Origin of the sequence: Streptomyces aquilus, from assembly GCF_003955715.1 — a bacterium.
Lineage (GTDB): Bacteria > Actinomycetota > Actinomycetes > Streptomycetales > Streptomycetaceae > Streptomyces > Streptomyces aquilus.
On sequence record NZ_CP034463.1, the window covers coordinates 6,211,683 to 6,235,013 of the forward strand.

General features: G+C 70.1%; 22 protein-coding genes and 1 riboswitch. Of the genes, 9 read left to right on the forward strand and 13 right to left on the reverse strand.

What is annotated here, in order from left to right:
• Positions 1-12: 12 nt before the first annotated feature.
• Positions 13-618, reverse strand: coding sequence for a hypothetical protein (locus EJC51_RS48875; RefSeq protein ID WP_165951201.1), 606 nt, complete (start codon positions 616-618; stop codon positions 13-15).
• Positions 619-791: 173 nt separating this feature from the next.
• Between EJC51_RS48875 and EJC51_RS28660 the strand changes: the two genes are divergently transcribed.
• A complete protein-coding gene (locus EJC51_RS28660) occupies positions 792-1,598 on the forward strand; it encodes an HAD family hydrolase (protein WP_126273728.1) in 807 nt (268 codons plus the stop codon).
• Positions 1,599-1,689: 91 nt separating this feature from the next.
• Here EJC51_RS28660 and EJC51_RS28665 read toward each other — a convergent pair whose 3' ends face one another.
• From EJC51_RS28665 to EJC51_RS28675, 3 genes are all read right to left on the reverse strand, one after another.
• Positions 1,690-2,136 (reverse strand): transglycosylase SLT domain-containing protein, encoded by a 447-nt coding sequence (locus EJC51_RS28665; protein ID WP_097267674.1) that lies wholly within the window; start codon positions 2,134-2,136, stop codon positions 1,690-1,692.
• A 3-nt stretch (positions 2,137-2,139) separates the two neighbouring features.
• Positions 2,140-2,322: riboswitch (cyclic di-AMP (ydaO/yuaA leader) on the reverse strand.
• A 222-nt stretch (positions 2,323-2,544) separates the two neighbouring features.
• Positions 2,545-4,545, reverse strand: coding sequence for a CocE/NonD family hydrolase (locus EJC51_RS28670; RefSeq protein ID WP_126273729.1), 2,001 nt, complete (start codon positions 4,543-4,545; stop codon positions 2,545-2,547).
• Between the two features lie 19 nt (positions 4,546-4,564).
• Entirely contained in the window at positions 4,565-6,067 is a 1,503-nt protein-coding gene (locus EJC51_RS28675) for a peptide MFS transporter (protein WP_126273730.1), read from the reverse strand.
• A gap of 207 nt (positions 6,068-6,274) precedes the next feature.
• On the opposite strand from EJC51_RS28675, the gene EJC51_RS28680 reads away from it, so the two are divergent.
• From EJC51_RS28680 to EJC51_RS28700, 5 genes are all read left to right on the forward strand, one after another.
• Positions 6,275-7,285, forward strand: a complete 1,011-nt coding sequence (locus EJC51_RS28680; protein WP_059192970.1) for a polyprenyl synthetase family protein — start codon at positions 6,275-6,277, stop codon at positions 7,283-7,285.
• 192 nt (positions 7,286-7,477) lie between these two features.
• Positions 7,478-8,368: a CHRD domain-containing protein gene (locus tag EJC51_RS28685; RefSeq protein WP_126273731.1), complete on the forward strand. Its 891-nt coding sequence runs from the start codon at positions 7,478-7,480 to the stop codon at positions 8,366-8,368.
• A gap of 257 nt (positions 8,369-8,625) precedes the next feature.
• Entirely contained in the window at positions 8,626-9,819 is a 1,194-nt protein-coding gene (locus EJC51_RS28690; RefSeq protein ID WP_126273732.1) for a LolA family protein, read from the forward strand.
• Positions 9,820-9,857: 38 nt separating this feature from the next.
• Positions 9,858-10,826 (forward strand): ABC transporter ATP-binding protein, encoded by a 969-nt coding sequence (locus EJC51_RS28695; protein WP_126273733.1) that lies wholly within the window; start codon positions 9,858-9,860, stop codon positions 10,824-10,826.
• Positions 10,813-11,730 (forward strand): ABC transporter permease, encoded by a 918-nt coding sequence (locus EJC51_RS28700; protein ID WP_126273734.1) that lies wholly within the window; start codon positions 10,813-10,815, stop codon positions 11,728-11,730. Before EJC51_RS28695 ends, EJC51_RS28700 begins: the two co-directional genes overlap by 14 nt.
• A gap of 1 nt (position 11,731) precedes the next feature.
• On the opposite strand, the gene EJC51_RS28705 is transcribed toward EJC51_RS28700, so the two are convergent.
• The gene (locus EJC51_RS28705) at positions 11,732-12,316 is read right to left on the reverse strand and encodes a flavodoxin family protein (RefSeq protein WP_126273735.1); all 585 of its coding nucleotides are present in this window, start codon (positions 12,314-12,316) and stop codon (positions 11,732-11,734) included.
• 82 nt (positions 12,317-12,398) lie between these two features.
• A complete protein-coding gene (locus EJC51_RS28710) occupies positions 12,399-12,899 on the reverse strand; it encodes a DUF6668 family protein (RefSeq protein ID WP_126273736.1) in 501 nt (166 codons plus the stop codon).
• Between the two features lie 215 nt (positions 12,900-13,114).
• On the opposite strand from EJC51_RS28710, the gene EJC51_RS28715 reads away from it, so the two are divergent.
• Positions 13,115-14,569, forward strand: a complete 1,455-nt coding sequence (locus EJC51_RS28715) for a tetratricopeptide repeat protein (RefSeq protein ID WP_126273737.1) — start codon at positions 13,115-13,117, stop codon at positions 14,567-14,569.
• A 39-nt stretch (positions 14,570-14,608) separates the two neighbouring features.
• Here the strand turns inward: EJC51_RS28715 and EJC51_RS28720 are convergent, their stop codons facing one another.
• From EJC51_RS28720 to EJC51_RS28735, 4 genes are all read right to left on the reverse strand, one after another.
• The gene (locus EJC51_RS28720) at positions 14,609-15,559 is read right to left on the reverse strand and encodes a M28 family metallopeptidase (RefSeq protein ID WP_126273738.1); all 951 of its coding nucleotides are present in this window, start codon (positions 15,557-15,559) and stop codon (positions 14,609-14,611) included.
• Positions 15,560-15,701: 142 nt separating this feature from the next.
• Positions 15,702-16,187 carry a VOC family protein gene (locus EJC51_RS28725; protein WP_126273739.1) on the reverse strand — a complete coding sequence of 162 codons (486 nt, stop codon included), beginning with the start codon at positions 16,185-16,187 and terminating at the stop codon, positions 15,702-15,704.
• Positions 16,188-16,301: 114 nt separating this feature from the next.
• Complete coding sequence (gene rarD / locus EJC51_RS28730) at positions 16,302-17,324, reverse strand: EamA family transporter RarD (protein WP_126273740.1); 1,023 nt, start codon at positions 17,322-17,324, stop codon at positions 16,302-16,304.
• Positions 17,325-17,439: 115 nt separating this feature from the next.
• Complete coding sequence (locus EJC51_RS28735; protein WP_126273741.1) at positions 17,440-18,294, reverse strand: SDR family oxidoreductase; 855 nt, start codon at positions 18,292-18,294, stop codon at positions 17,440-17,442.
• A 91-nt stretch (positions 18,295-18,385) separates the two neighbouring features.
• Here EJC51_RS28735 and EJC51_RS28740 point away from each other — a divergent pair, with 91 nt between their 5' ends.
• Both EJC51_RS28740 and EJC51_RS28745 read left to right on the forward strand, forming a co-directional pair.
• Positions 18,386-18,775 carry a winged helix-turn-helix transcriptional regulator gene (locus tag EJC51_RS28740; protein WP_126273742.1) on the forward strand — a complete coding sequence of 130 codons (390 nt, stop codon included), beginning with the start codon at positions 18,386-18,388 and terminating at the stop codon, positions 18,773-18,775.
• A 224-nt stretch (positions 18,776-18,999) separates the two neighbouring features.
• A complete protein-coding gene (locus tag EJC51_RS28745; protein ID WP_399585775.1) occupies positions 19,000-19,230 on the forward strand; it encodes a hypothetical protein in 231 nt (76 codons plus the stop codon).
• Positions 19,231-19,297: 67 nt separating this feature from the next.
• On the opposite strand, the gene EJC51_RS28750 is transcribed toward EJC51_RS28745, so the two are convergent.
• The 3 genes from EJC51_RS28750 to EJC51_RS28760 all read right to left on the reverse strand — a co-directional run bounded on the left by EJC51_RS28750 (position 19,298) and on the right by EJC51_RS28760 (position 23,224).
• Positions 19,298-20,377, reverse strand: a complete 1,080-nt coding sequence (locus EJC51_RS28750) for a 2-oxoacid:ferredoxin oxidoreductase subunit beta (RefSeq protein ID WP_126273743.1) — start codon at positions 20,375-20,377, stop codon at positions 19,298-19,300.
• Positions 20,370-22,298, reverse strand: a complete 1,929-nt coding sequence (locus EJC51_RS28755) for a 2-oxoacid:acceptor oxidoreductase subunit alpha (RefSeq protein WP_126273744.1) — start codon at positions 22,296-22,298, stop codon at positions 20,370-20,372. Before EJC51_RS28755 ends, EJC51_RS28750 begins: the two co-directional genes overlap by 8 nt.
• Positions 22,299-22,564: 266 nt before the next feature.
• Positions 22,565-23,224: a LuxR C-terminal-related transcriptional regulator gene (locus EJC51_RS28760; RefSeq protein ID WP_279631443.1), complete on the reverse strand. Its 660-nt coding sequence runs from the start codon at positions 23,222-23,224 to the stop codon at positions 22,565-22,567.
• Between the last annotated feature and the right edge of the window lie 107 nt (positions 23,225-23,331).

A 23,331-nucleotide genomic window follows, 5' to 3' on the forward strand; every position in this document is an offset into this window, starting at 1 on the left:
CCGGGCGGCGGATCAGATCTCCCCGGACTCCCGCAGCCATGCCGTGAACTCCTCGATCAGTTCCGGCGGGTTGGCGCACTCCGTCGCGTGGGCCTCCCAGCCGGGGCACTCCATGTCGAAGACGACGACCGGCAGCGGGCGGCCGAGGGTCTTCTCGATCACGCCGTCGGCGTGGAGGTGGCGGGCGAGGTCGATGACGGCGTCGTGGAAGTGCCGGCGGAGGAGGTCGGTGCGGGCGCTCAGGTCGTCGTCGTCCAGGACCCGGTCGAGGTCGAACTCGCCGTCGTACCAGGCGCCGAGCCGCTTGACCTCCTCCTCGTACACCCGGCTGCCGACCGGGTCCTCGGGGATGTTGCCGAGCATCTCGAAGCCGTCGAGGAGCCAGTAGGCGTAGTTCCAGCGGACCTCGCCCTCGTCACCCGGGTACCTCTCGCGCTCGTACTGGCTCTCGGTGTTGTAGCCGATGGCCACGTACGGGTGGCGGTCGTCGCCGTCGATGCGCCAGATGCGGAAGGACAGAGCGTAGATCTCGGGCCTGAGCTGCTCGGGGAAGCGTTCGAGGATGCCGACCGCGGCGGTCCGCAGATGGTTCAGGAAGGTCTCCGGGTGATCGGTCATCTCGCGAGCATCTCACCCACCGACCGACGCAACCGGTGGTGTGCGGGCTCCCCTCCGACTCTCAACCGGAGCCGCCGTCAACTCCCAACCGGAGTCGCCGTCGACGGATGTGAAAGCTGCGGCCGTCCGGTTCGCGTCGAGTCGCCGGGGGATTCCATCCGTATTCTCTGATCATGGCCGCACCCACCGCATATTCACTCGTCGCCACTGACCTGGACGGGACCCTCCTCCGGGGCGACGACACGCTCTCCGACCGGTCGCTCGCCGCACTCGCGCGGGTGACGTCGGCCGGGGCCCGGCATCTGGTGGTGACCGGCCGACCGGCCCCGAGAGTGCGGCCGCTCCTCGACGACCTCGGCAGCACCGGACTCGCGGTGTGCGGGCAGGGCGCGCAGGTCTACGACGCCGGCGTGGACCGTCTGCTGTGGTCGGTCACCCTGGACCGGGAGTTGGCCGAGACCGCGCTCGGCAAGATCGAGGCCGAGGTGGGGCAGGTGTACGCGGCCGTGGACCAGGACGGGGTCGACGGGCTCACGCTCATCGAGCCGGGGTATCTGATGCCGCACCCGACGCTGCCCGCCGTGCGGGTGGGCCGCCGCGACGACCTGTGGTGCGAGCCGATCAGCAAGGTGCTGCTGCGCCACCCGGCCCTGACCGACGACGAGTTGGCGGCGACCGCGCGCGGAGTCGTCGGTTCCCTCGCCACGGTGACGATGTCGGGCCCCGGCACCGTCGAACTCCAGCCATGCGGCATCACCAAGGCGACGGGCCTCGCGCTGGCCGCCGAGTACCTCGGCCTGGGCCCGCGGGACACCCTCGCCTTCGGCGACATGCCCAACGACATCCCCATGTTCGACTGGGCGGCCCACGGCGTCGCGATGGCCAACGCCCACCCCGAACTCAAGGCCGTGGCCGACGAGGTGACCTTGTCGAACGAGGACGACGGCATCGCCGTCGTCCTCGAAAGACTCTTCCACTAGGCCCCTGCGGAAGGCTCTTCAACCAGCCCTCGGCGAAAGGCTGTTCAAGCAGTCCCCGACGAGAGACTGTTCAATCAGCCCTCGGCAGACCTCAGTACGCGCCGTACACGTTGTCGATCGAGCCGTACACCGCGGCCGCGTAGTTGCAGGCCGCGGTGATGTTCGCGACCGGGTCGTAGGAGTCCCACGACGTGCCGGCCACGTGGTACGCGTTGAACGTCGGGTCGATCACCTGGAGCAGGCCCTTGGAGGGCGTGCCCGCGGCGGCGTTGGAGTCCCAGTTGTTGATGGCGTAGGGGTTGCCCGAGGACTCGCGGATGACGTTGCGGTAGATGCCGTCGTAGGTGCCGGGAATGCCGTTCTGCGCCATGACCTGGAGCGAGGCGCGGATCCAGCCGTCGAGGGTGTCGGAGTAGCCGAGCGAGGTGGCGGTGACCGTGGTCGTGGTGGCCGCGGACGCGGTGGTCGCGCCGACGACGGGGAAGGCGAGTGCGGCGACGGCGGCACCGGTGACGGCGAGCTTGCGGGACAGACGCATGACGAAGTTCCTCTCCGGCGCCTGCGAGGTGAGCTGTCGGGTTCGGGCGGGAGCTGCCCGGCCATGCCGAAGAAGGCATGACTTCACCCCAAGCCGTACCGGCGCGTCCGAAGACGTCCGGCCCGGCGACTTACCTGGGTCCCCCGCTCCTGCCGTGAAGTTCTCTGGGTGAGGTGAGCGGTCTACGGGCGGCGGCAGGATTCGGCGTCCGCCCGGGCCCGGAACGTATGCGACTGCACATGTCCGAAACAAGTACCGGATTCACAGATCGCACCTGTTGACCTTGGTGTCCGGCTTGCGCGCCCCGGAATTCCGGGGTTTTCGGACAGGGTGAGGGCAGGGTGAAGTGAGCCAACTCACCGCGGAGAACGAGAACGGCAAATCGGGCAATCAACCCTCAACTGGCGGTTAACCGGCGGTCCGTGGAATCCGCTTCTCCCAGGTCCGGTGGAAGACCACCTCACCGCTCTCGGTGCAGATCACCTCGTTGGACGTCAGGAACTCGGTCGCCGCACAGGTGATCTCCGAGCGGGTGCGGACGGTGGTGTCCCAGCCCAGCTCCGGCCGGTGCAGCCGGATCGACCAGTCCGAACGGGCGCGGGCCGACAGCGGGTCCGCCTCCTGGATCGTGTACGTCTCCAGCGCGTCCTCGGTGAACTCCAGGCCGTCGGGGTAGAAGCGGGTGCCGCCGTAGCGCGGGTCGACCTCCAGCCGCCACTCGCCCTTGGCGACATCCCGCACGACCAGCCGCTCGGGGCGGGGCTCGTCGAGGGTGGCCGGGTAGTTCACGCCCAGGGGTTCCGACTGCTCGGGCTCGCCGAAGCCGATGCCGGTGTCCGAGTCCACGTCATGTGTCCTGACCGGCAGTTCGAGGAAGCTGCCCGCCGGGTCCAGTGTGAAGCCGGCGTCGGACTCGGGCTGCGGCCAGATCCACGGCCAGTACGCGGAGGAGACCGCGAGCCGGATGCGGTGCCCGGGCGGGAAGACATGCCCGATGCCGTTCAGCTCGAAGACGACCTCCCCGCTCGCCCCCGGCTCCCACGGCACCGCCCGGTCCCGCCCGTGCCGCGCCGACAGGTTCAGCACGCCCCGGGTGACCAGCGTCGACGACCCGTCCGGCGCCACATCGCACAACCGTGCGATCACCTGCCCGCGCGGCACCTCGCACGTCACCCGCAACCGCACCCGGGGCCGCCCCAGCACCCACGTCTCCTCACCCACCGCGAACTCGAAGCAGGCCGACCGGGCGTCCTCCTCCCGCTGGTCCGGCGGCAGGTCGGCGTCGTTCCCGAACGGGAAGAAACGCCCGGCGTCCACGCCCGTGTGCTGCGGGGAGCGGACGAGGACAGGGGCGCCCTGGAGGCCGTACGAGACCGTCGTGACGTGCGGGGAGGGCCAGGCCGGCTCGCCGACCCAGCGGCCCGGGAGCGTGTCGTAGACCGTGGCGGGGCGGTGGGAGTCGCTGACCCAGGACCGCAGCAGGGGTTCCCGCAGGACGCCGGTGTCGACGCCCTTGAGGTGCTGGTCCCACCAGCGCAGGGTCTCCTGGAGGAAGCCGATCGCCGGGCCCGGCGGCAGCCCGCGGTCGGGGTACTGGTGGGACCAGGGGCCGATCAGCCCGCGGACCCGGTCCGGCGGCAGGTGCTCGACCAGCCTGAGCACCGTGTCGCGGTAAGGGTCGTGCCAGCCGCCCACCGCCAGGACCGCCGCGTCGATCGCGCCGTAGTCCTCGCAGACACTGCCGTGCCGCCAGTAGGCGTCCCTGGTCTGGTGGTCCAGCCACGTGTGGATGAACGGATCGACGTGCTCCAGGCGCTTGAGCCACATGTCCCGCCAGGCCAGGCCCGCGTACCGCGGGTCCGGCGGCCGGGAGACGAAGGCCAGCATGGTCGCGGCCCAGGCGTGCATGTCGACGGCGAGGACGGAACCTCCCATGTAGTGCACGTCGTTGTCATAGCGGTCGTCCGTGGAGCAGACCGTGACGACCGCCTTGAGCGGCTCGGGTGCGAGGGCCGCGATCTGGAGGGAGTTGAAGCCGCCCCAGGAGATGCCGAACATGCCGACCTTGCCGTCGCACCAGGGCTGCGCCGCCAGCCAGTTGACCACCTCGACCCCGTCGGCCAGCTCCGTCGCCGAGTACTCGTCCGTCGGCAGACCGCCGCTGTTGCCGTGCCCGCGGACGTCGACGCGCACGGAGGCGTAGCCGTGGCCCGCGTACCAGGGATGGCGCTGGAAGTCGCGGGGCGCGGTCCAGTCGGTCAGGCGGTAGGGCAGGTATTCGAGCAGAGCGGGTACCGGTTCCTGGGTGAGTGGTCGCCACACGCGCGCGTACAGCTGTGTCCCGTCCGGGAGCGGGATGCGCAGGTCCTCGTGGGTCGTCTCGTAGGGGAAGGACGTACGGATGTGCATGAGGATGATCCCGTTCGCTTCAGTGGACGGGGTGCATGGTGCGGCGCAGCCAGGGTGCCGCGGCCATCACCGCGAGGCCCGCGGCCACCGCGATCGCGCCGTTGACGCCGAAGTAGGCCGGGTGGGAGACGTCGTCGTAGAGCTTCACCGTCTGCGCCTGGATGCCGTTGGCGAGGGCGAGGGAGAGGAACCAGAGGGACATGGTCTGGCTGGAGAAGGCGGCCGGGGCGAGCTTGGTGGTGGCCGACATGCCCGAGGTCTCCAGGAGGATGTCGCCGAGCCCCAGCAGCAGGTACGACCCGACGATCCACCAGGCGGACATGAGGTAGTCGTCGGAGGAGTGCCCGGAGGTCGGCAGGACCATCAGCAGGAACGACAGACCGCCCAGCACGACGCCGATGGCGATCTTGTTGGAGGCGTGCGGCTGACCGCGCCCCATCCGCACCCACAGGGCGGCCACGAAGGGCGCGAGCCCGACCTCGAAGGCACCGAGCGCGGAGGCGTACCAGCTGGCCGGGAAGTCGAAGCCGAGGATCGTGGTCTCGGCGTTCGTCGAGGCCAGCAGCATCATCGTGCTGTAGGCCTGGAAGAGGATGAAGTTGAAAACCGTCGAGGCCAGGAAGAGGACGATGTACGGCTTCAGCCGGCCGCGTTCCTCGGCGGTGACCCGGGGGCTGCGGAACATCACCGCGAAGTAGACGACCGGCGCGATCACCGAGATCAGCGTGAGCAGGTCGACGAACCGGTCCATGGTCAGCCAGCCGACACCCCCGAGCAGCCCGGCGACCACGGCCACGACCACCACGCCCACGACGATCAGCCGCACCGCGCGCCCCATCGCCTCCGGCGCGAGCGCGAACTCGGCGGCGTGCTTGCGCCCGGCCAGGTGACGGCGCCCGGCGACGTACTGGATCAGCCCGAAGGTCATGCCGATCGCGGCGGCCGAGAAACCCCAGTGCCAGCCCTTGTGGTCACCGAGCCAGCCGGTGATCAGCGGACCCGCGAAGGCGCCGATGTTGATCGCCATGTAGTAGAGCGCGAACCCGGCGTCGCGCCGCTCGTCGTCGGTCCGGTAGAGCTTGCCGACCATGGTGGCCACATTGGGTTTGAGCAGGCCTGTTCCCGCGCTGATGAGCCCCAGGCCCACCCAGGTCATGGTCGCGGTCGGCACCGCCATGGAGTAGTGCCCGCAGGCGATCAGGATCCCGCCCCACAGCACCGCGCGGTACGAGCCGAGCATGCGGTCGGCGAGCCAGCCGCCGGCGACGGAGACCAGGTAGACGAGGGTGCCGTAGGCCGCGGAGACGGAGGCGGCGGTTCCGGCCGCCATGCCCATGCCTCCGTGTGCCACCGCGTCGGCGAAGTACAGGACGAGGATGGCCTGCATGCCCAGGAACGAGAAGCGCTCCCAGACCTCCAGACCGGAGAGGGTGAGCAGGCCTTTCGGCTGGCCGAAGAAGGCGGTGTCGTCCTCGGGGGGCGGCTGGTTTCCGGGGTCGACATCGACGGTGGTTCGAGACACGCTCTACTGCTTCCGGGTGAGTCGATGAATATCCGTACTTTTCAGGTGATCAGAAACATACCGGGCGTGATCCGATACCGCCCCCGCTGTACTGGTGGGGGGCGACGGTGATCGAAAGGTGACCGGATACGCTGACTTGAGTGAAGGCAGCGACCTATCGACATACCGCGTAATCGCCAGAAGACACCAGCAGACAGGAGACCCCTCGTGACCGTCGTCGGGCCGTTCGGGCTGAGCGTGCGGGACCAGGCTCTCGAAGCCGATGTCCAGGCCGGATTGGCTGCTGTCGAGGAGGGTTTGCTCGAAGCCACCAAGAGCGAGGTCCCCTTCATCACGGAGGCCGCGCAGCATCTCGTCCGCGCGGGCGGCAAGCGCTTCCGGCCGCTTCTCGTGATGCTCACTGCCCAGTTCGGTGACCCCTATGCGCCCGGCGTGGTGCCCTCGGCGGTGGTCGTCGAGCTGACCCACCTGGCGACGCTCTACCACGACGACGTCATGGACGAGGCGGCCGTCCGGCGGGGCGTGGACAGCGCGAACGCCCGCTGGGGCAACTCCCTCGCCGTCCTCACCGGCGACTTCCTCTTCGCCCGCGCCTCGCAGATCCTCGCCGACCTCGGACCCGAGGCGGTCCGCATCCAGGCCGAGGCGTTCGAGCGGCTGGTGACCGGACAGATCCTGGAGACCGCCGGGCCGGTGGACGGCCGGGACCCGGTCGAGCACTACCTCGACGTCCTCGCCGGCAAGACCGGCTCGCTGATCGCCGTCTCCTGCCGGTTCGGCTCGATGATGGCGGGCGCCGACGAGTCGGTGGTCGACGTGCTCACCCAGTACGGGGAGCGGCTGGGCGTCGCCTTCCAGCTCGCGGACGACGTCCTCGACATCGCCTCCGAGGGCCACGAGTCGGGCAAGACGCCCGGCACGGACCTGCGCGAGGGCATCCCCACGATGCCGGTGCTGCGGCTGCGGGAACGCGCGGCGCGGCTGGGGCTGGCCGAGGACGCGGCGCTGTGCGAGCTGCTGGACTCCGACCTCGCGGACGACGAGCGGCTCGCGGAGGCGCTGGCCGCGCTGCGGGCGCATCCCGCGTTGGAGCAGGCCCGGCGGGACACGGTTCGCTTCGCGGAGGAGGCGCGCGCCGCGTTGGCGCCGTTGCCGGAGTGTGATGCGAAGGCCGCGCTGACGGAGCTTTGTGACGCCGTGGTGCATCGCGCGGGGTAGGTTCTGCGGCTTGATGTGCGTTGCCGGGTGCGGGTTCGCGGGGGCTGAGCGCGCAGTTCCCCGCGCCCCTGAGGAGCGTCAGTGTGATGCCCCTCACATGGCTGGACTGAGTCCAAGCTGAGATCCGTCCCGTATGTCTCCTCGGAAGCCGGCGCAGGGGGTGCCGGCTCTTCTCAACGGGGAGACGAGTTCATGCGTAAGACGCTGATCGTCAGTGCTGTTGCCCTGGCCGTTGCCGGTGTTCCCGGCTCGGCCTTCGCCACCGGCGGGAACACCACCGAAACCGCCACCGTCCTCGCCACCAGCCTGCGCGGTGCCAACGAGGTGCCCGCGGGGGACGCGGACGGGGCCGCGCTGGAGTTCGTCAAGGTGGACGGGGACCAGGTCTCCGTCGCCGTGAAGTGGCGGGGGCTCGACCGGCCCACCGCCCTGCACATCCACCAGGGCGCCAAGGGGACCAACGGTGGCGTCAAGGTCGACTTCACGAAGCTGCTCGGCAAGGCCGGGCGGCACAGTGTCACCGGCACCGTGAAGGTGACGGACGCGGCGCTGCTCGACGCGCTGAAGTCCGACCCGGGGTCGTTCTACGCCAACCTGCACACCAAGCAGTTCCCCGGCGGTGCCGTCCGCGGCCAGCTCCACAAGGTCACCGTCGCCGGGTTCGACTTCCGCGGCGCGCTGAAGAACTTCCAGGCGTCCGTGGTGAAGGGCGAGCAGATCTACGAGTGCAAGGCGGCCACCGGCGGCGGCTACGCGTTCGCCCAACGGGACGTCAGCGCCGTGCTCGGCGGCCGTATCGCACACTCGTTCGTGGCCCCCAACTCCGGTACGCCGCAGTGGGTCGCGCCCGACGGCAGCGCGGTCACCGGCGCCGTCCTGTCCCGGACCCCGAACGGCGACGGCAACATCGCGGAGCTGGACCTGAAGGCCACTCAGTCCGGCAAGCACCACGGCCTGCTGGCCCGTACGACCGAGATCCTGCGGCTCAACACCGTCGGCGGCGTAGCCCCGGCCGGCACCTGCACGCCGGGGGAGATCATCGGGGTGCCGTACCACGCGGACTACGTGTTCCTGCGCGACTGATCCACGATCATCAGGCGGCGCCTACCCCTACGGGTCGGGGGAGGCGCCGCCTCCGTGTGTCATACCCCAGGTGTACGCGGAGTTGAGCCCGCGGGCTGACGCCCGGACCGCGCCGATTTGGTCAGATGGGAACCACGGGAAAACACCAATCCTCACCGATTCGGGTGAGAATGGCGGCTACGGGATGGACGAGGGGGCACCTCCCACACGGGAGGGCTTCGAAGGACGCCGCCGCCGACGACGGAGGTAAGGCACACATGGCACCGTACGAATCCGACGACAACACGCTCGCGGAGGAGGCCGACGACCTGCGCGCCGGGCGCCGCAAGGCCGCGCGGTACGTCGTCCCGGTCGCGGTCGTGGGGGTGGCCGCGGCGACCATCGGGCTCGTCCCGGCACTCGCCGACTCCGGCGACCCCGACCTGCCGAAGATCAGCGCCCAGGAACTCGTCGAGAAGATCGCCGCGTCGGACGTACAGCAGCTGTCCGGCACCGTGAAGATCACCACGGATCTGGGGCTGCCCGACTTCGGCGGCCTGGGCGACGCCTTCACGGGCGGCGGTTCGCGCTCCGGCGGTGACGGGTCGTCCGCCGACCCCTCCACCAAGCTGACCGAACTCGCCACCGGCACCCACACCCTGCGCGTCGCCTCCGACGGCCCCGACAAGCAGAAGGTCTCGGTCCTGGAGGACGCGGCCGAGTACAGCCTCATCCACAACGGCAAGGACGTCTGGGGCTACGACAGCAAGTCCAACGAGGTCTTCCACGGCACCGCCGACGAGAGCGCGAAGCACGACGAGGAAGCGCCGGCCACGCCCAAGGACCTCGCCGACGACGCCCTCAAGGCGGTCGACGACACCACGTCCGTGACGGTCGACGGCACCGCGCAGGTGGCCGGCCGGGACGCGTACCGGCTCGTCATCAAGCCCAAGGACGACGGGTCCACGATCGGTCAGATCACCGTCGCCGTGGACGCCAAGACCGGGATGCCGCTGAAGTTCACGCTGACCCCGTCGAGCGGCGGCGCGGCCGTCGTCGACGCCGGTTTCACCCAGGTCAGCTTCGCCAAGCCGGCCGCGTCCACCTTCGACTTCACCCCGCCGAAGGGCGCGAAGGTCACGGAGGAGGACAGCGACAGCACCGCCGCCCCGCAGGGCAAGCGCGGGGCGGAGGGGCTCAGCGGCCTCGACGGGCTGAACGTCATCGGGGACGGCTGGGACTCCATCGCCACCTTCGACACCGGCGGCCAGGGCATCCCGTCCGGCTCCGAGGTCGGCGGCGACTTCGGCGGCTTCCTCGACTCGCTCGGCGACAAGGCGAGCGGCAAGTTCGGCGAGGGCACCGTCTTCAAGACGCGGCTGGTCAACGCCCTGATCACGGACGACGGCAAGGTCTACGTCGGCGCCGTGACCAAGGACGCGCTGGTGAAGGCGGCGGACGCGGCGAAGTAGCCGCCGTACGCACGCTCGGGGACGAATCGAGGGAGCCGATGGACCAACCGCCCGCCACGGAGCCGCATCCCGAGGGCGCGGGTGACAGCGTCATCCACACCCGCGCGCTCACCAAGCGCTACCGCGGCGGGCAGCTCGCCGTCGACGGTCTCGACCTGACCGTCCCGGCGGGCAGCGTCTTCGGCTTCCTCGGCCCCAACGGCTCCGGCAAGACCACCACCATCCGCATGCTGATGGGCCTGATCGAGCCGACCTCGGGCACGGCCCGCGTCCTGGGCCGGCCCATGCCGCGCGCCACCCGGGCCGTACTCCCGCACGTGGGCGCGCTGATCGAGGGCCCGGCCCTCTACGGCTTTCTCTCCGGCCGCGACAACCTGATCCGCTACGACGCCGCCGACCCGACCGCCGACCCCCGCACCCGGTGCGCCCGCGTCGCCTCGGCCCTGGACCGGGTGGGCCTGTCGGCGGCGGCCGGCAAGAAGGCGAAGGCGTACTCGCTGGGCATGAAACAGCGCCTGGGCCTGGCATCAGCCCTCCTCCAGCCCCGCAGACTCCTGGTCCTGGACGAGCCCACCAACGGCCTCGACCCCCAGGGCATGCGCGAAATCCGTTCCCTGGTGAGGGAGTTGGCCTCCGACGGGACCACGGTCTTCCTCTCCTCCCACCTCCTCGACGAGATCGAGCAGGTCTGCACGCACGCGGCGGTGATGGCCCAGGGCCGCCTGATCACGCAAGGCCCGGTGACCGACCTGGCGGCCAAGGGCCGCCTGGTGGTGACGACGCCGGACACGGGGGAGGCGGCGAGGGTGCTGAAGGAGCAGGGAGCGGCGGATGTGGTCATCACGGAAGACCGCGTGACGGCAGAGCCCCCGGAGGGCGAACTGGCGGACATCAACGCCGCGTTGGTGGAGGCAGGGGTGCGAGTCAGAGGATTCGGGTTGGAACGGGCTTCCCTGGAGGACGCATTCGTGGCGCTGACAGGGGAGGGCTTCGATGTCGCCGGCTGAGATGACGGACCTCAAGGGGCGCGGGGAACTGCGCGCCCAGCCACATCAGACCGTCAGCCGCCGAACAACCCTACGAGGCACTCTCTTCGCCAACGAACTACTCACCACCTTCCGCCGCTGGCGCACCCTGGCTCTCCTGACCGTACTTGCGGCAGTGCCGATCCTCGTAGGCATCGCCATCAAGATCGAGACCAGCGACGGCGGCGGCGTAGGCCAGGGCCGCGGCGGAGAAGGCCCCGCCTTCATCTCCCAGGTCACCAACAACGGCCTCTTCCTGGTGTTCACGGCGTTGGCGGCGACCCTCCCCTTCTTCCTCCCCATGGCCATCGGCGTCATCGCGGGCGACGCGATCGCGGGCGAGGCCAACGCCGGCACCCTGCGCTATCTGCTCGTCGCCCCGGCGGGCCGCACCCGCCTGCTGCTCACCAAGTACGCGACGGTGATGACGTTCTGCGTGGTCGCCACCCTGGTCGTGGCGGTCTCGGCACTGGCGGTGGGCGCCCTGCTCTTCCCGCTGGGCGATCTGACGACCATCTCCGGTACGCGGATCACCTTCGCCGAAGGGCTGGGCCGGGCCTTCCTCATCGCCCTGGTCGTCGCCGCGTCACTGACCGGCGTCGCGGCCCTCGGCCTGTTCGTCTCGACGCTCACCGGCAGCGGCATCGCGGCGATGGCCACGACCGTGGGCCTGCTCATCACGGTCCAGATCCTCGACCAGATCCCCCAACTGCACGCGCTCCAGCCGTACTTCTTCTCGCACTACTGGCTGTCCTTCGCCGACCTCATGCGCGAGCCCGTCTACTGGGACGACCTCCAGAAGAACCTCGGCCTCCAGGCCCTGTACGCGGCGGTGTTCGGCTCGGCGGCATGGGCGAGGTTCACGACGAAGGACATCACGGCGTAGCTCAGGCCTCTTCGTAGGGGAAGCGTGCGAGGGGTGCCTCCTGCGCGAAGAACGTCTTCGCGCGCGCCAGCGCCTCCGTGTCCCGCAGCACGTCACCGGGCTTGCTGCCGTTGCCGAGCAGCACCCCGCCGAACCGCATCCCCATGTATGCCGCCGAGTTGTTGAGGGTGCCGACCAGCGGGTCGGCGACCTCGAACTCCTCATGGGCGAGCGCGGTGACGCCCCACAGGGTGCGGCCCGCCATCGTCGCCTTGAAGTCGATGCCGGGGGTGCGCAGCCAGCCCGACCAGTAGTCGAGGTAGCGCTTGGCCTGGCCGGAGACCGAGTACCAGTACAGCGGCGACGCGATCACGATGTCCGTCGCGGCGAGGGTGGCGTCGAAGAGCAGCCCCGTGGCCCCGTCCGTCGGCCGCACATGGTCGCTGTCGTGCCGCAGGTCCTCGAAGTCGGGCAGCGGATGCCTCGCGAGGTCGATCCAGCGCTGCTCGACGTCCGCGGGCAGCTGCTCGGCGGCCCGCCGGGCCAGCAGCTCGGTGTTGCCGTCGCTGCGGCTGCTGGCCAGGAGGAACAGGAAGCTGCGGGTCATGAGGACTCCAGGCGGTAGTGGCGTACGACGATTACCTGCACCTGCATCATATGCACACGCAAGCAATTGTCCAAGGGGCTCCTCAGCGCACCCGCCCGGCGGCGCCCGTCAGCCGGGCCAACGACGCCGTCTCGCGCGGCGGATGCCCGGACAGGTCGCCGAGCCGCCAGGCCGGGACCCACGGCACCCGGTACACGTCGATCACCGACTCGATGACCTTCACGTGCTGGGCGAGCGGTTTCGGAAGCCGCCCCGGCGCGTCCGCGACCAGCACCACCGCGTCGAGGTCGAGCCCCTGGGGAGCCGCGCCGCGCCGGAAGACCTCCAGGGCGCCCAGCACGGCGGCCAGCCCGGACGCGTGGGTGCGGGCCACGAGCAGCACCGACGAGGGATCGGCGGGGCCGGGCCAGTCCCGGCCGCAGTCGTGGCCGCCGTAGACGAATGAGAGAGTGGAGGTGCCGGCCCCGCCGTGGGTGCCGACCCAGGAGAAACGCCGTGCCGTGGTGGTGGGGGAGGGCTCCGGCGGTGGGTCCTGCGGCACGGTCACCGGCCCGCGGATCCAGATCTCCGGTCCCTGCTGCACGTACGGTCTCCTTCCCGAGGTTTCTCCCGGCCCGCCTGGGACGAGTCTGTGACGCCACGGTGACGTGAGTACCGGGAGCGAGCGGAGAGACTACTCAACAGTACGTGTACGACCGGCTCTTGACGCCGGGGAGCGGAAGGCCGACGGCCGGAGGGAGCACCATGGAACGCGAACACGCCGTCCGCCCACTCCCCGACGCACCGAGTGAGGGAACGATGTCGCGACTTGGCCGTGAGAAGCGGGAACAGCAGGGTGCCGTGCTCGCGGCGGCGCCGTTCGACGTGCTGGTCGGACCCGGAGGTGCCACGGTCGGCGGGGTGCCGGTCGGCGCGGTCGCGGGCGAGGAGATCCAGCAGACCGTCCTGAACCACCTGCACCGCATCGCCCTCGCCACCGGCCATCCCGTCCATGCGACGGTCCGCGACGAGCGCATCGGCTATGTCGTCGCCCTGCTGATCGAGCGGGACGGTTCCAGCCGGTTCACGGCGGAGCCGCGGCTCACGGCTCCGCCGGCCGGGGTGGGACAGACGGCGTGGCCGACCGCCGCGGGGCAGGAGGAGTTGGCCCCGGTGCCCGCGGCGCCGGTCACACCACCGGGGCCCGCCTCACCCATGGCCGACGACCAGCCCCAGCGCGACAAGCCCACCCACCTCCTTCGCGCCCCCGCCGAACCTGCGACGTTCCTCCTGCGATCCCTCCCGGAGGAGGCCGCGACGGACGCGGACACGGAGGCGGAGAGCGAGGGGCAGGCGCCGCGCGACGCCGCGCCGACGTTCCGCGAGGCGGAGAGCGAAGGGCAGGCGCCCCGCGACGCCGCGCCGACGTTCCGGCTGCGGGCCGTACCCGAGTGGGTGGAGAAGGCGGCGCCCGGCACCGTCGCGCCCCCGACGGGGCAGTTCGGCCCCCCGCCGGTGATGGACGCGCCACGGACGGACGCATCCCCGGCGGACGCCGAACCCCAGCCGGCCTCCACGCCCTCCGTGCCCTCCGTGCCCTCCGTGCCGTCCACGCCCTCCGTGCCGTCCACGCCCTCCGTGCCCTCCACGCCCTCCGTGCCTTCTGCGCCCTCCGCGCCGAAGCCCGTCCTCGACCTCGGCGCGTCCGCCCGTCTCGACGACCCCGACCCCAAGCCCACCCCGCCGCGCGGCTTCGACGCCGTCGCTGAGGCGGTGCTCGGGGACGACCCGGCGACCGCCTACGACGGTGGCGGCACCGCGATGCTCGCCGAGCCGATGGCCCGGATCAACGAGGCCGTCAAGGAGGGCCGGACGGAGGAGGCCGCGCGGCTGTCCGAGCAGACCGTGGCACAGGCCACCGGGACGCTCGGCGCGGAGCACCCCGAGGTGCTGCGGCTGCTCGAACTCACCGCGTACATCGCCTACTTGGCCGGTGAGCCGGTGCGCGCCTTCGGGCTCTCCCTCGACCTGGCGAGGACCCGTCGCCGCGCCCGGGACGCGGAGGCCGCGTACGGCAACGTCCAGAGCGCGGCGACCGCCTGGCGTGCCGTACGCGACCCGGAGCTGGGCCTGCGCATGGGCGTGGACCTGATCGGACTGTGGACCGAGCTGACACGCGAGGACGGTCCGGCGGCCGAGGACATCGAGCAGCTGGAGTCCGCCCACGCCCGTATGAACCGCCTCGCCGACCGCGCCCGCAAGCTCAGCCAGTAGCCAAGCGGGTCACAAGGGCAGCGCGGGTTACAAGGACAGCTACGAGGACAGCGCCCACACCGCGTACGCGATCGCGTCGCTGTTCCGGTTCAGCGCCGTGTCGTTGATGTTGGACGTGGTGTCGCAGGACGAGTGGTAGCAGCGGTCGAAGGCCTGTCCCGACGTACCGCCCCACTTGGCCGCCTGCGCCGCCGTCTTGGTGTAGTCGGCGCCGCTGAACAGCCCGCCGACCGGCACCCCGGCGTTCTTGAACGGGGCGTGGTCGGAGCGGCCGTCGCCCTCGGTCTCGATCTCCGTCGCGACGCCGAGGCCGGCGTAGTAGTCCTTGAACGTCTTCTCGATCGCGGGGTCGTCGTCGTAGACGAAGTAGCCGGGGTTGGGGGAGCCGATCATGTCGAAGTTCAAGTAGCCGCTGATCTTCGCTCTGTTCGTCGACGAGAGGTTGTTGACGTAGTAGCGGGAGCCGACCAGGCCCAGCTCCTCCGCGCCCCACCAGGCGAATCTCAGATGCTTGGTGGGCTGGTAGCCCGCGCGGGAGACGGCCAGCGCGGTCTCCAGGACGGCCGCGGAGCCGGAGCCGTTGTCGTTGATGCCGGGTCCGGCGGTGACGCTGTCGAGGTGCGAGCCGGACATGACGACCCGGTTGGTGTCGCCGCCCGGCCAGTCCGCGATGAGGTTGTAGCCGGTGCGGCCGGAGGAAGTGAACTGCTGGATGGTGGTGGTGAATCCGGCCGCGTCGAGCTTCGCCTTCACATAGTCGAGCGAGGCCTTGTAGCCGGCGCGGCCGTGGGCGCGGTTGCCGCCGTTGGCGGTGGCGATGGACTGGAGCTGGGTCAGGTGCGCCTTGACGTTGGCGAGGGGGATGTCCGGGGCGGCGGCCACCGCGGGGTGCGGGGCGGGGGCCGCCCCGGCTATGGATCCGCCGATCAGGAGAGTCGCGGCCGCGGTGACGGCGGTGGCCGTGGCGCGTCCGGGAACCGAGAGCTTCATGTGGGGGGCTCCGAATTCCTTGGGAATCACAGGGATTCCACAGTGATTGGGGTGCCTGGATGGTGAAGCTGTGGCTGACTCTCCGTCAAGAGCGGTATCAGGACAGGGATGTTCGTATACCGGGCGGCATCCCCGTGGCCGGTCACTGCACGCAGAACTCGTTCCCCTCCGGGTCCGCCATCACCACCCACGCTCCCGAGGGCTCCTTCACCTCCCGCAGCACCCGCGCGCCGAGCCCGGTCAGCCGCCCGACCTCGGCCTCGCGCAGCCCGTCACCGGGGTGGAGGTCGAGGTGGAGCCGGTTCTTCACGGTCTTCTCCTCCGGCACCCGCTGGAACAGCAGCCGCCGCCCGAGCCCGGTGCCGCTGTCCTTGTCGTACGGGTCCGCGGGATGCCGTACGGCCACCAGGTCGCGGAAGGCGAGCCGGGCGTGGAACTCGACGGTGGCCTCGCGCGGCAGCGCGCCGAGTTCCAGGAGCCGCTGGATCAGGGCGTCGTTGTCCTCGATCTCGTAGTGCAGCGCGGCGGCCCAGAAGTCGGCCTGGGACTGCGGGTTCGCGCAGTCGATGACCAGCTTCCAGTGCACGGGGGTGGGGTCGGGCGCGGGTGGGGGTGTTGTCTGCGACATGGGATCACTTATAGCGCCGCGGTAGGCCTGGAACTGTCCTAAAGGGCCTCGGTCGTGCGGGCCGAGCTCGGGATGCTGCTCTTCGTGGGCGCCTACTCGGGCGGTGACCGGCGGCTACGGCTTGGCGTCGACCGGCTCGGGTCCGGCGGCGACGCTCTCGGCCTTCTGTGCGACGCTCTCGGCCTTCCGCGCGGCGCTCGTGGTGCCGGTCGCGAGGGTGGCGGCGGGCCTGCTGACCTCCGCCCTCAGCCTGCGGGCCGAGCGCAGGGCGTCCCAGGTCAGCAGCGACAGTGCCAGCCAGACCAGCGCGAAGCCCGCCCAGCGCTCGGGCGGCATGGCCTCGCCGAAGTAGAGGATGCCGAGCAGGAACTGGAAGACCGGCGCCAGGTACTGGAGCAGACCGAGCGTGGACAGCGGCACGCGGATCGCGGCGGCGCCGAAGCAGATGAGGGGGAGCGCGGTGACCAGGCCGGTCCCGGCGAGCATCGCGGCGTGGCCAGGGCCCTCGGTGAGGACGGTGGCGTCGCCGTGCGAGGCCAGCCAGATCAGATAGCCGGTCGCGGGCAGGAACTGCAGCGCGGTCTCGGCGGCCAGCGACTCCAGGCCACTGAGGTTGACCTTCTTCTTCACCAGGCCGTAGGTGGCGAAGGAGAAGGCGAGGATCAGCGAGATCCACGGCGGCCGCCCGTATCCCACGGTCAGCACGACCACCGCGGCGGCCCCGACCCCGACCGCCGCCCACTGCACGGGCCGCAGCCGCTCCTTGAGGAGCAGCACGCCCATCGCGATGGTGACCAGCGGGTTGATGAAGTAGCCGAGGGAGGCCTCGACGACCCGGTCGTTGTTCACGGCCCAGATGTAGACGCCCCAGTTGACGGCGATGACGGCCGCGGCGACCGCGATCAGCGCGAGGCGGCGCGGCTGGCGCAGCAGCTCGCCGGCCCACCGCCAGCGGCGCAGGACGAGCAGGGCCAGGGCCACGACGAGCAGCGACCACACCATCCGGTGGGCCAGCACCTCGAACGGCCCGGCGGGCTTGAGCAGCGGGAAGTACAGGGGGAACAGCCCCCACATCCCGTACGCCGCGAAGCCGTTCAGCAGTCCTATGCGCCGCTCGGCGCTCGGCTTCTCGGTCACGGGCCCTCCTTCTCACGTTCGTCGCCTGCAAGAAGGTAGCGCCGAGCGCCCCCGCCTGTCATGCCCGTATCGCTATACGGTCATGACGGGCGGGGGTGAGAGCCTTTCGGCGGTGTCAGCCCTTGAGCGCGACGGCGATCGCGTCGGCCAGCGGGGTCGTCGGGCGGCCCGCGAGGCGCGACAGGTCGCCCGAGTCGACGACCAGCTCGCCCTTGGCTATGGAGGCGTCCACGCCGGCGAGGACCTGGGCGAACGGCTCGGGCAGCCCGGCACCGGTCAGGATGCCGACGAGGACCTCGCCGGGCACCGCGTTGTAGGCGATCTCCTTGCCGGTCTGCTTGCTGAGCTCGGCCGCGTACTCGGCGAAGCTCCACGCGGTGTCGCCACCGAGCTCGTACGTCTGGTTCTCGTGGCCCTCGCCGGTGAGCACCGCGACCGCGGCGGCGGCGTAGTCGGCACGCGCGGCGGAGGACACCCGGCCCTCGCCGGCGGCGGCGACGACGGCGTTGTGCTCCAGGACGGGGGTGAGGTTCTCGGTGTAGTTCTCGTGGTACCAGCCGTTGCGCAGCAGCACGTAGGGCAGGCCGGAGGCGAGGAGCGCCTTCTCGGTGGCGCGGTGGTCGTCGGCGAGCGCGGCGCTGAGGGTGCCGGGGGCGCTGGTGTAGGCGAGGAGGGCGACGCCGGCGGCCTTGGCCGCGTTGATCACGACGGTGTGCTGGCCGGGGCGGTCGTTGCCGACCTCGCTGCCCGAGATGAGGAGCACCTTGTCGCCGGCGGCGAAGACGTCGTCGAACGTCTCCGGGGTGTTGTAGTCGGCGACGGCGATCCGCACGCCCTGCGCGGCGAACCCGGCGCCCTTCTCCGCGCTGCGCACGACCGCGGTGACCTGGTCGGCCGGCACCTTCTCCAGCAGCTGCTCGATGACGTGGCGGCCCAGGTGGCCGTTGGCTCCGGTGACGACGATGCTCATGATCTGCGTTCTCCTTGTGGGGTGCGGATGCACTAACCGTAGGAGATGCGCTAACTGCTGGAAAGTACCCACTTTGAAGTAAGGTACTTGCATGGCAGTAAGTGCTACTGAGGCGGATGTCGAGGCGATGTGCCCGTACCGCCTCGTCCTGGAACACGTCACCAGCCGCTGGGGCGTCCTGATCCTCATCGAGCTCATGGACCGCCCGTACCGCTTCAGCGAGCTGCGCCGCGCGGTCAGCGGCTACGGCCGGGGCGTCAGCGAGAAGATGCTGACACAGACCCTCCAGACCCTGGAACGCGACGGCCTGATCCACCGCGACGCCCACCCGGTGATCCCCCCGAGGGTCGACTACTCCCTCACCGACCTGGGCCGCGAGGCGGCGGAACAGGTGCGGGGGCTCGCGGTGTGGACGGAGAAGCGGATGGGGGACGTGGAGAAGGCGCGGCAGGTGTACGACGAGACGAAGAACCGCGCCTGAGCGGTGTCCGAGGAGCGGCGCCGCCAGATCGTGTTCGTGGCGGGTGATGGGTTCGCCACTGATGTGATCACGCTAACGAGTGGGTCTAAAGCGAGGTTTGGCGGGTCATCTATGAGTAGCCGGCGTCAAGTGCGCCTATGTGACGATCTTGTCGTCGGCGAGTCGTGCATTGCACCCCCGCAGAGGAGCCCATCGTGGTGTTCGACGAACCCCAAGTCCGTCTCATCTCCCGAAGATTGGGCTGGACCCCCCGCCAACGAGGCAGCGTGACCGGCGAGACCTGCCCCGACGTCTTCGAACTGACCGACGGCAACTTCGCCGTCATCGGCACCGAGGCCACCGCCGAACTCGACCCCCACCTTCCCTCCGACGCCGCCCGCGCCGACTACGAACGCATCGTCGTGATCACCCGCGAGACACTGATCAGGGCCAAGCAGGACATCCCCGACGCCTGACCTGACGAACGGGCCTGGGCGCGCGATCCGCACCCAGGCCCCGTCCTTCGGAAGCTCGGAAGAGACGTCAGCCGACAACCGTCCAGGTGTCCCCACCCGCCAGCAACGACGCCAGATCCCCCTTGCCGTTCTGCTCGATCGCCGTGTCCAGCTGGTCCGCCATCTGCGTGTCGTACACCGGGCGGTCCACGGACCGCAGCACGCCGATCGGGGTGTGGTGCAGGGTGTCCGGGTCGGCCAGCCGGGAGAGGGCGAAGGCCGTGGTCGGGGACGCCGCGTGGGCGTCGTGGACCAGGACGTCGGCCTCGTTCTCCGGCGTCACCGTCACCACCTTCAGATCACCCGTCAGCCGGTCCCGTACGACGCCCTTCGCGCCGTCGGCGCCGAAGCGGATCGGCTGCCCGTGTTCGAGGCGGATCACCGCCTCCTCGGCCTGCTGTTTGTCCTTGAGGGCCTCGAAGGCGCCGTCGTTGAAGATGTTGCAGTTCTGGTAGATCTCGATGAGCGCGGTGCCGGGGTGGGCAGCGGCCTCCCGCAGTACCGAAGTGAGGTGCTTGCGGTCGGAGTCGACCGTGCGGGCGACGAAGGAGGCCTCCGCGCCGATGGCGAGGGACACCGGGTTGAAGGGCGCGTCGAGGGAGCCCATCGGCGTCGACTTGGTGATCTTGCCGACCTCGGAGGTGGGGGAGTACTGGCCCTTGGTCAGGCCGTAGATCCGGTTGTTGAAGAGGAGGATCTTGAGGTTGACGTTGCGGCGCAGGGCGTGGATGAGGTGGTTGCCGCCGATGGAGAGGGCGTCTCCGTCGCCGGTGACCACCCACACGCTCAAGTCCCGCCTGGAGGTGGCCAGTCCGGTGGCGATGGCGGGGGCGCGGCCGTGGATGGAGTGCATGCCGTACGTGTTCATGTAGTACGGGAAGCGGGAGGAGCAGCCGATGCCGGAGACGAAGACGATGTTCTCCTTGGCGAGGCCGAGTTCGGGCATGAAGCCCTGGACGGCGGCGAGGATCGCGTAGTCCCCGCAGCCGGGGCACCAGCGCACCTCCTGGTCGGACTTGAAGTCCTTCATCGCCTGGCGTCCCTCGGCCTTGGGGACGAGGGAAAGCGCCTCGATCGTGCCCGTGCCTTCCGTGGACGTCTCAGCCATCGATGGCCTCCTTGAGAGCCGTGGCGAGCTGTTCGGCCTTGAACGGCATTCCGTTGACCTGGTTGTACGAGTGGGCGTCGACCAGGTACTTCGCCCGGATCAGCGTGGCGAGCTGCCCGAGGTTCATCTCGGGGATCACCACCTTGTCGTAGCGGCCGAGGACCGTGCCGAGGTTCTTCGGGAACGGGTTGAGGTGCCGCAGGTGGGCCTGGGCGATGGACTCGCCGGCCGCGCGCAGTCTGCGGACGGCGGCGGTGATGGGGCCGTACGTCGATCCCCAGCCCAGCACCAGCGTCCGCGCTCCGTGCGGGTCGTCGACCTCGACATCGGGTACGTCGATGCCGTCGATCTTGGCCTGCCGGGTACGGACCATGAAGTCGTGGTTGGCGGGGTCGTAGGAGATGTTGCCCGTGCCGTCCTGCTTCTCGATGCCGCCGATGCGGTGCTCCAGGCCAGGTGTGCCGGGGACCGCCCAGGGGCGGGCCAGGGTCTGCGGGTCGCGCTTGTACGGCCAGAAGACCTCGGTGCCGTCGGCGAGGGTGTGGTTCGGTCCCTGCGCGAACTGCACGGTCAGGTCCGGGAGTTCGTCGAGTTCCGGGATGCGCCATGGCTCGCTGCCGTTGGCCAGGTAGCCGTCGGAGAGCAGGAACACCGGGGTGCGGTAGGTCAGCGCGATCCGGGCGGCTTCCAGCGCCGCGTCGAAGCAGTCGGCCGGGGTGCGCGGGGCGACGACCGGGACCGGTGCCTCGCCGTTGCGGCCGAACATCGCCTGGAGCAGGTCCGCCTGCTCGGTCTTGGTCGGCAGACCGGTGGACGGCCCGCCGCGCTGGATGTCGATGACGAGCAGCGGCAGCTCCAGCGACACCGCGAGACCGATCGTCTCGGACTTCAGCGCCACCCCCGGACCACTGGTCGTGGTCACCGCCAGGTAACCGCCGAACGCCGCGCCCAGCGCCGCGCCGATGCCGGCGATCTCGTCCTCCGCCTGGAAGGTCCGGACGCCGAAGTTCTTGTGCTTGCTCAGCTCGTGCAGGATGTCGGAGGCCGGGGTGATCGGGTACGAGCCCAGATACAGCGGCAGGTCCGCCTGGCGGGACGCGGCGATCAGTCCGTAGGACAGGGCCAGGTTGCCGGAGATGTTGCGGTAGGTGCCGACCGGGAAGGCGGTGGCCGCTGGGGCGACCTCGTACGAGACCGCGAAGTCCTCGGTCGTCTCGCCGAAGTTCCAGCCCGCACGGAAGGCGGCGAGGTTCGCCTTCATGATCTCGGGCTTCTTGGCGAACTTCGAGGCCAGGAACCGCTCCGTGCCCTCGGTGGGCCGGTGGTACATCCACGACAAGAGGCCGAGCGCGAACATGTTCTTGCTGCGCTCGGCCTCTTTGCGGGACAGGTCGAATTCTTTGAGTGCCTCCACCGTGAGTGTCGTCAGAGGTACAGGGTGGAGGCTGTACCCGTCGAGCGACCCGTCCTCCAGGGGACTCTCGGAGTACCCGACTTTCTGCATCGCCCGTTTGGTGAACTCGTCGGTGTTGACGATGATCTCGGCGCCGCGTGGCAGATCGCCGATGTTGGCCCGGAGGGCGGCCGGGTTCATCGCGACCAGGACGTTCGGTGCGTCACCCGGGGTCAGGATGTCGTGGTCGGCGAAGTGCAGCTGGAAGGACGAGACTCCCGGCAGCGTGCCGGCAGGCGCCCGGATCTCGGCGGGGAAGTTGGGGAGAGTGGACAGATCGTTGCCGAAGGAGGCCGTTTCGGAGGTGAAGCGGTCGCCGGTGAGCTGCATGCCGTCGCCCGAGTCCCCCGCGAAGCGGATGATCACCCGGTCGAGGCGGCGGACGTCCTTCGTTCCTGCTGCTTTGCGCTGCTCTCCCACGACGGCTTCGTCGGCCTGCTCCGCTGGGCTACTGACCTGGCTGGTCACTGAACTGGACCTCCCTCGAGGCGGCTGTCCGGGACAGGCCTTCCCGCAGGCCTTCCCTGGATCAACCCTACGTCCGTAAGGGTCGCCTTCCTGTGGCCAATCGCATGATGGACACGATTTTGAGACGCCCCGTCGCCCTGACTTGTCATGATTTACTCGCCCCCCGGCGCTTCCCTACAAGACGCGCAGTGCTCCCGTTCGGTTCTGCCTGCGGGTGTCGGCCTTGCTGACCGCCGCACCCATACGGCTGACACGGTGTCAGCTCATCAGGAGTTCAGATAGGTGAGGACCGCGAGCACCCGACGGTGATCCCCGTCACTCGGAGACAGCCCCAGCTTCAGGAAGATGTTGCTGACGTGCTTCTCCACCGCCCCGTCGCTCACCACCAACTGCCGGGCGATCGCCGAGTTCGTCCGCCCCTCGGCCATCAGCCCCAGCACCTCACGCTCCCGCGGGGTGAGTCCCGCGAGCACGTCCTGCTTGCGGCTGCGCCCCAGCAACTGCGCGACGACCTCCGGGTCCAGCGCCGTACCGCCCTCGGCGACCCGTACCACCGCGTCCACGAACTCACGCACCTCGGCTACCCGGTCCTTGAGCAGATAGCCGACGCCACGGCTGGACCCGGCGAGAAGTTCGGTCGCGTACCGCTCCTCGACGTACTGCGACAGCACGAGCACCCCGAGCCGGGGATGGGCCTTGCGCAGCTGTACGGCCGCCCGCACCCCCTCGTCGGTGTGCGTCGGAGGCATCCGTACATCCGCCACCACCACGTCCGGCAGCGCCCCCTGCTCATCGAGCTCGGTGATGGTCTTGACCAGCGCCTCGCCGTCCCCCACCCCCGCGACGACATCATGCCCACGGTCGGTCAGCAGCCGGGTCAGCCCCTCCCTGAGCAGCACTGAATCCTCGGCGATGACCACCCGCACCCTGTCCTCCACGATCCTCGGCCCCCCAGAGCCCGACTCCGCACCCGTCTCCCCGACGGGGCAAAGTCCAGCATTCCAGTATTCCCAACGGCTCGTGCCGGAGCGAC

What these genes read in the sequence shown, in the direction of transcription:
- EJC51_RS48875 (WP_165951201.1), bottom strand. Translation starts at nt 618, where the DNA reads ATGACCGATCACCCGGAGACCTTCCTGAACCATCTGCGGACCGCCGCG.
- EJC51_RS28660 (WP_126273728.1), top strand. Translation starts at nt 792, where the DNA reads ATGGCCGCACCCACCGCATATTCACTCGTCGCCACTGACCTGGACGGG.
- EJC51_RS28665 (WP_097267674.1), bottom strand. Translation starts at nt 2,136, where the DNA reads ATGCGTCTGTCCCGCAAGCTCGCCGTCACCGGTGCCGCCGTCGCCGCA.
- EJC51_RS28670 (WP_126273729.1), bottom strand. Translation starts at nt 4,545, where the DNA reads ATGCACATCCGTACGTCCTTCCCCTACGAGACGACCCACGAGGACCTG.
- EJC51_RS28685 (WP_126273731.1), top strand. Translation starts at nt 7,478, where the DNA reads ATGCGTAAGACGCTGATCGTCAGTGCTGTTGCCCTGGCCGTTGCCGGT.
- EJC51_RS28690 (WP_126273732.1), top strand. Translation starts at nt 8,626, where the DNA reads ATGGCACCGTACGAATCCGACGACAACACGCTCGCGGAGGAGGCCGAC.
- EJC51_RS28695 (WP_126273733.1), top strand. Translation starts at nt 9,858, where the DNA reads ATGGACCAACCGCCCGCCACGGAGCCGCATCCCGAGGGCGCGGGTGAC.
- EJC51_RS28700 (WP_126273734.1), top strand. Translation starts at nt 10,813, where the DNA reads ATGTCGCCGGCTGAGATGACGGACCTCAAGGGGCGCGGGGAACTGCGC.
- EJC51_RS28705 (WP_126273735.1), bottom strand. Translation starts at nt 12,316, where the DNA reads ATGACCCGCAGCTTCCTGTTCCTCCTGGCCAGCAGCCGCAGCGACGGC.
- EJC51_RS28715 (WP_126273737.1), top strand. Translation starts at nt 13,115, where the DNA reads ATGTCGCGACTTGGCCGTGAGAAGCGGGAACAGCAGGGTGCCGTGCTC.
- EJC51_RS28720 (WP_126273738.1), bottom strand. Translation starts at nt 15,559, where the DNA reads ATGAAGCTCTCGGTTCCCGGACGCGCCACGGCCACCGCCGTCACCGCG.
- EJC51_RS28725 (WP_126273739.1), bottom strand. Translation starts at nt 16,187, where the DNA reads ATGTCGCAGACAACACCCCCACCCGCGCCCGACCCCACCCCCGTGCAC.
- EJC51_RS28735 (WP_126273741.1), bottom strand. Translation starts at nt 18,294, where the DNA reads ATGAGCATCGTCGTCACCGGAGCCAACGGCCACCTGGGCCGCCACGTC.
- EJC51_RS28740 (WP_126273742.1), top strand. Translation starts at nt 18,386, where the DNA reads ATGGCAGTAAGTGCTACTGAGGCGGATGTCGAGGCGATGTGCCCGTAC.
- EJC51_RS28750 (WP_126273743.1), bottom strand. Translation starts at nt 20,377, where the DNA reads ATGGCTGAGACGTCCACGGAAGGCACGGGCACGATCGAGGCGCTTTCC.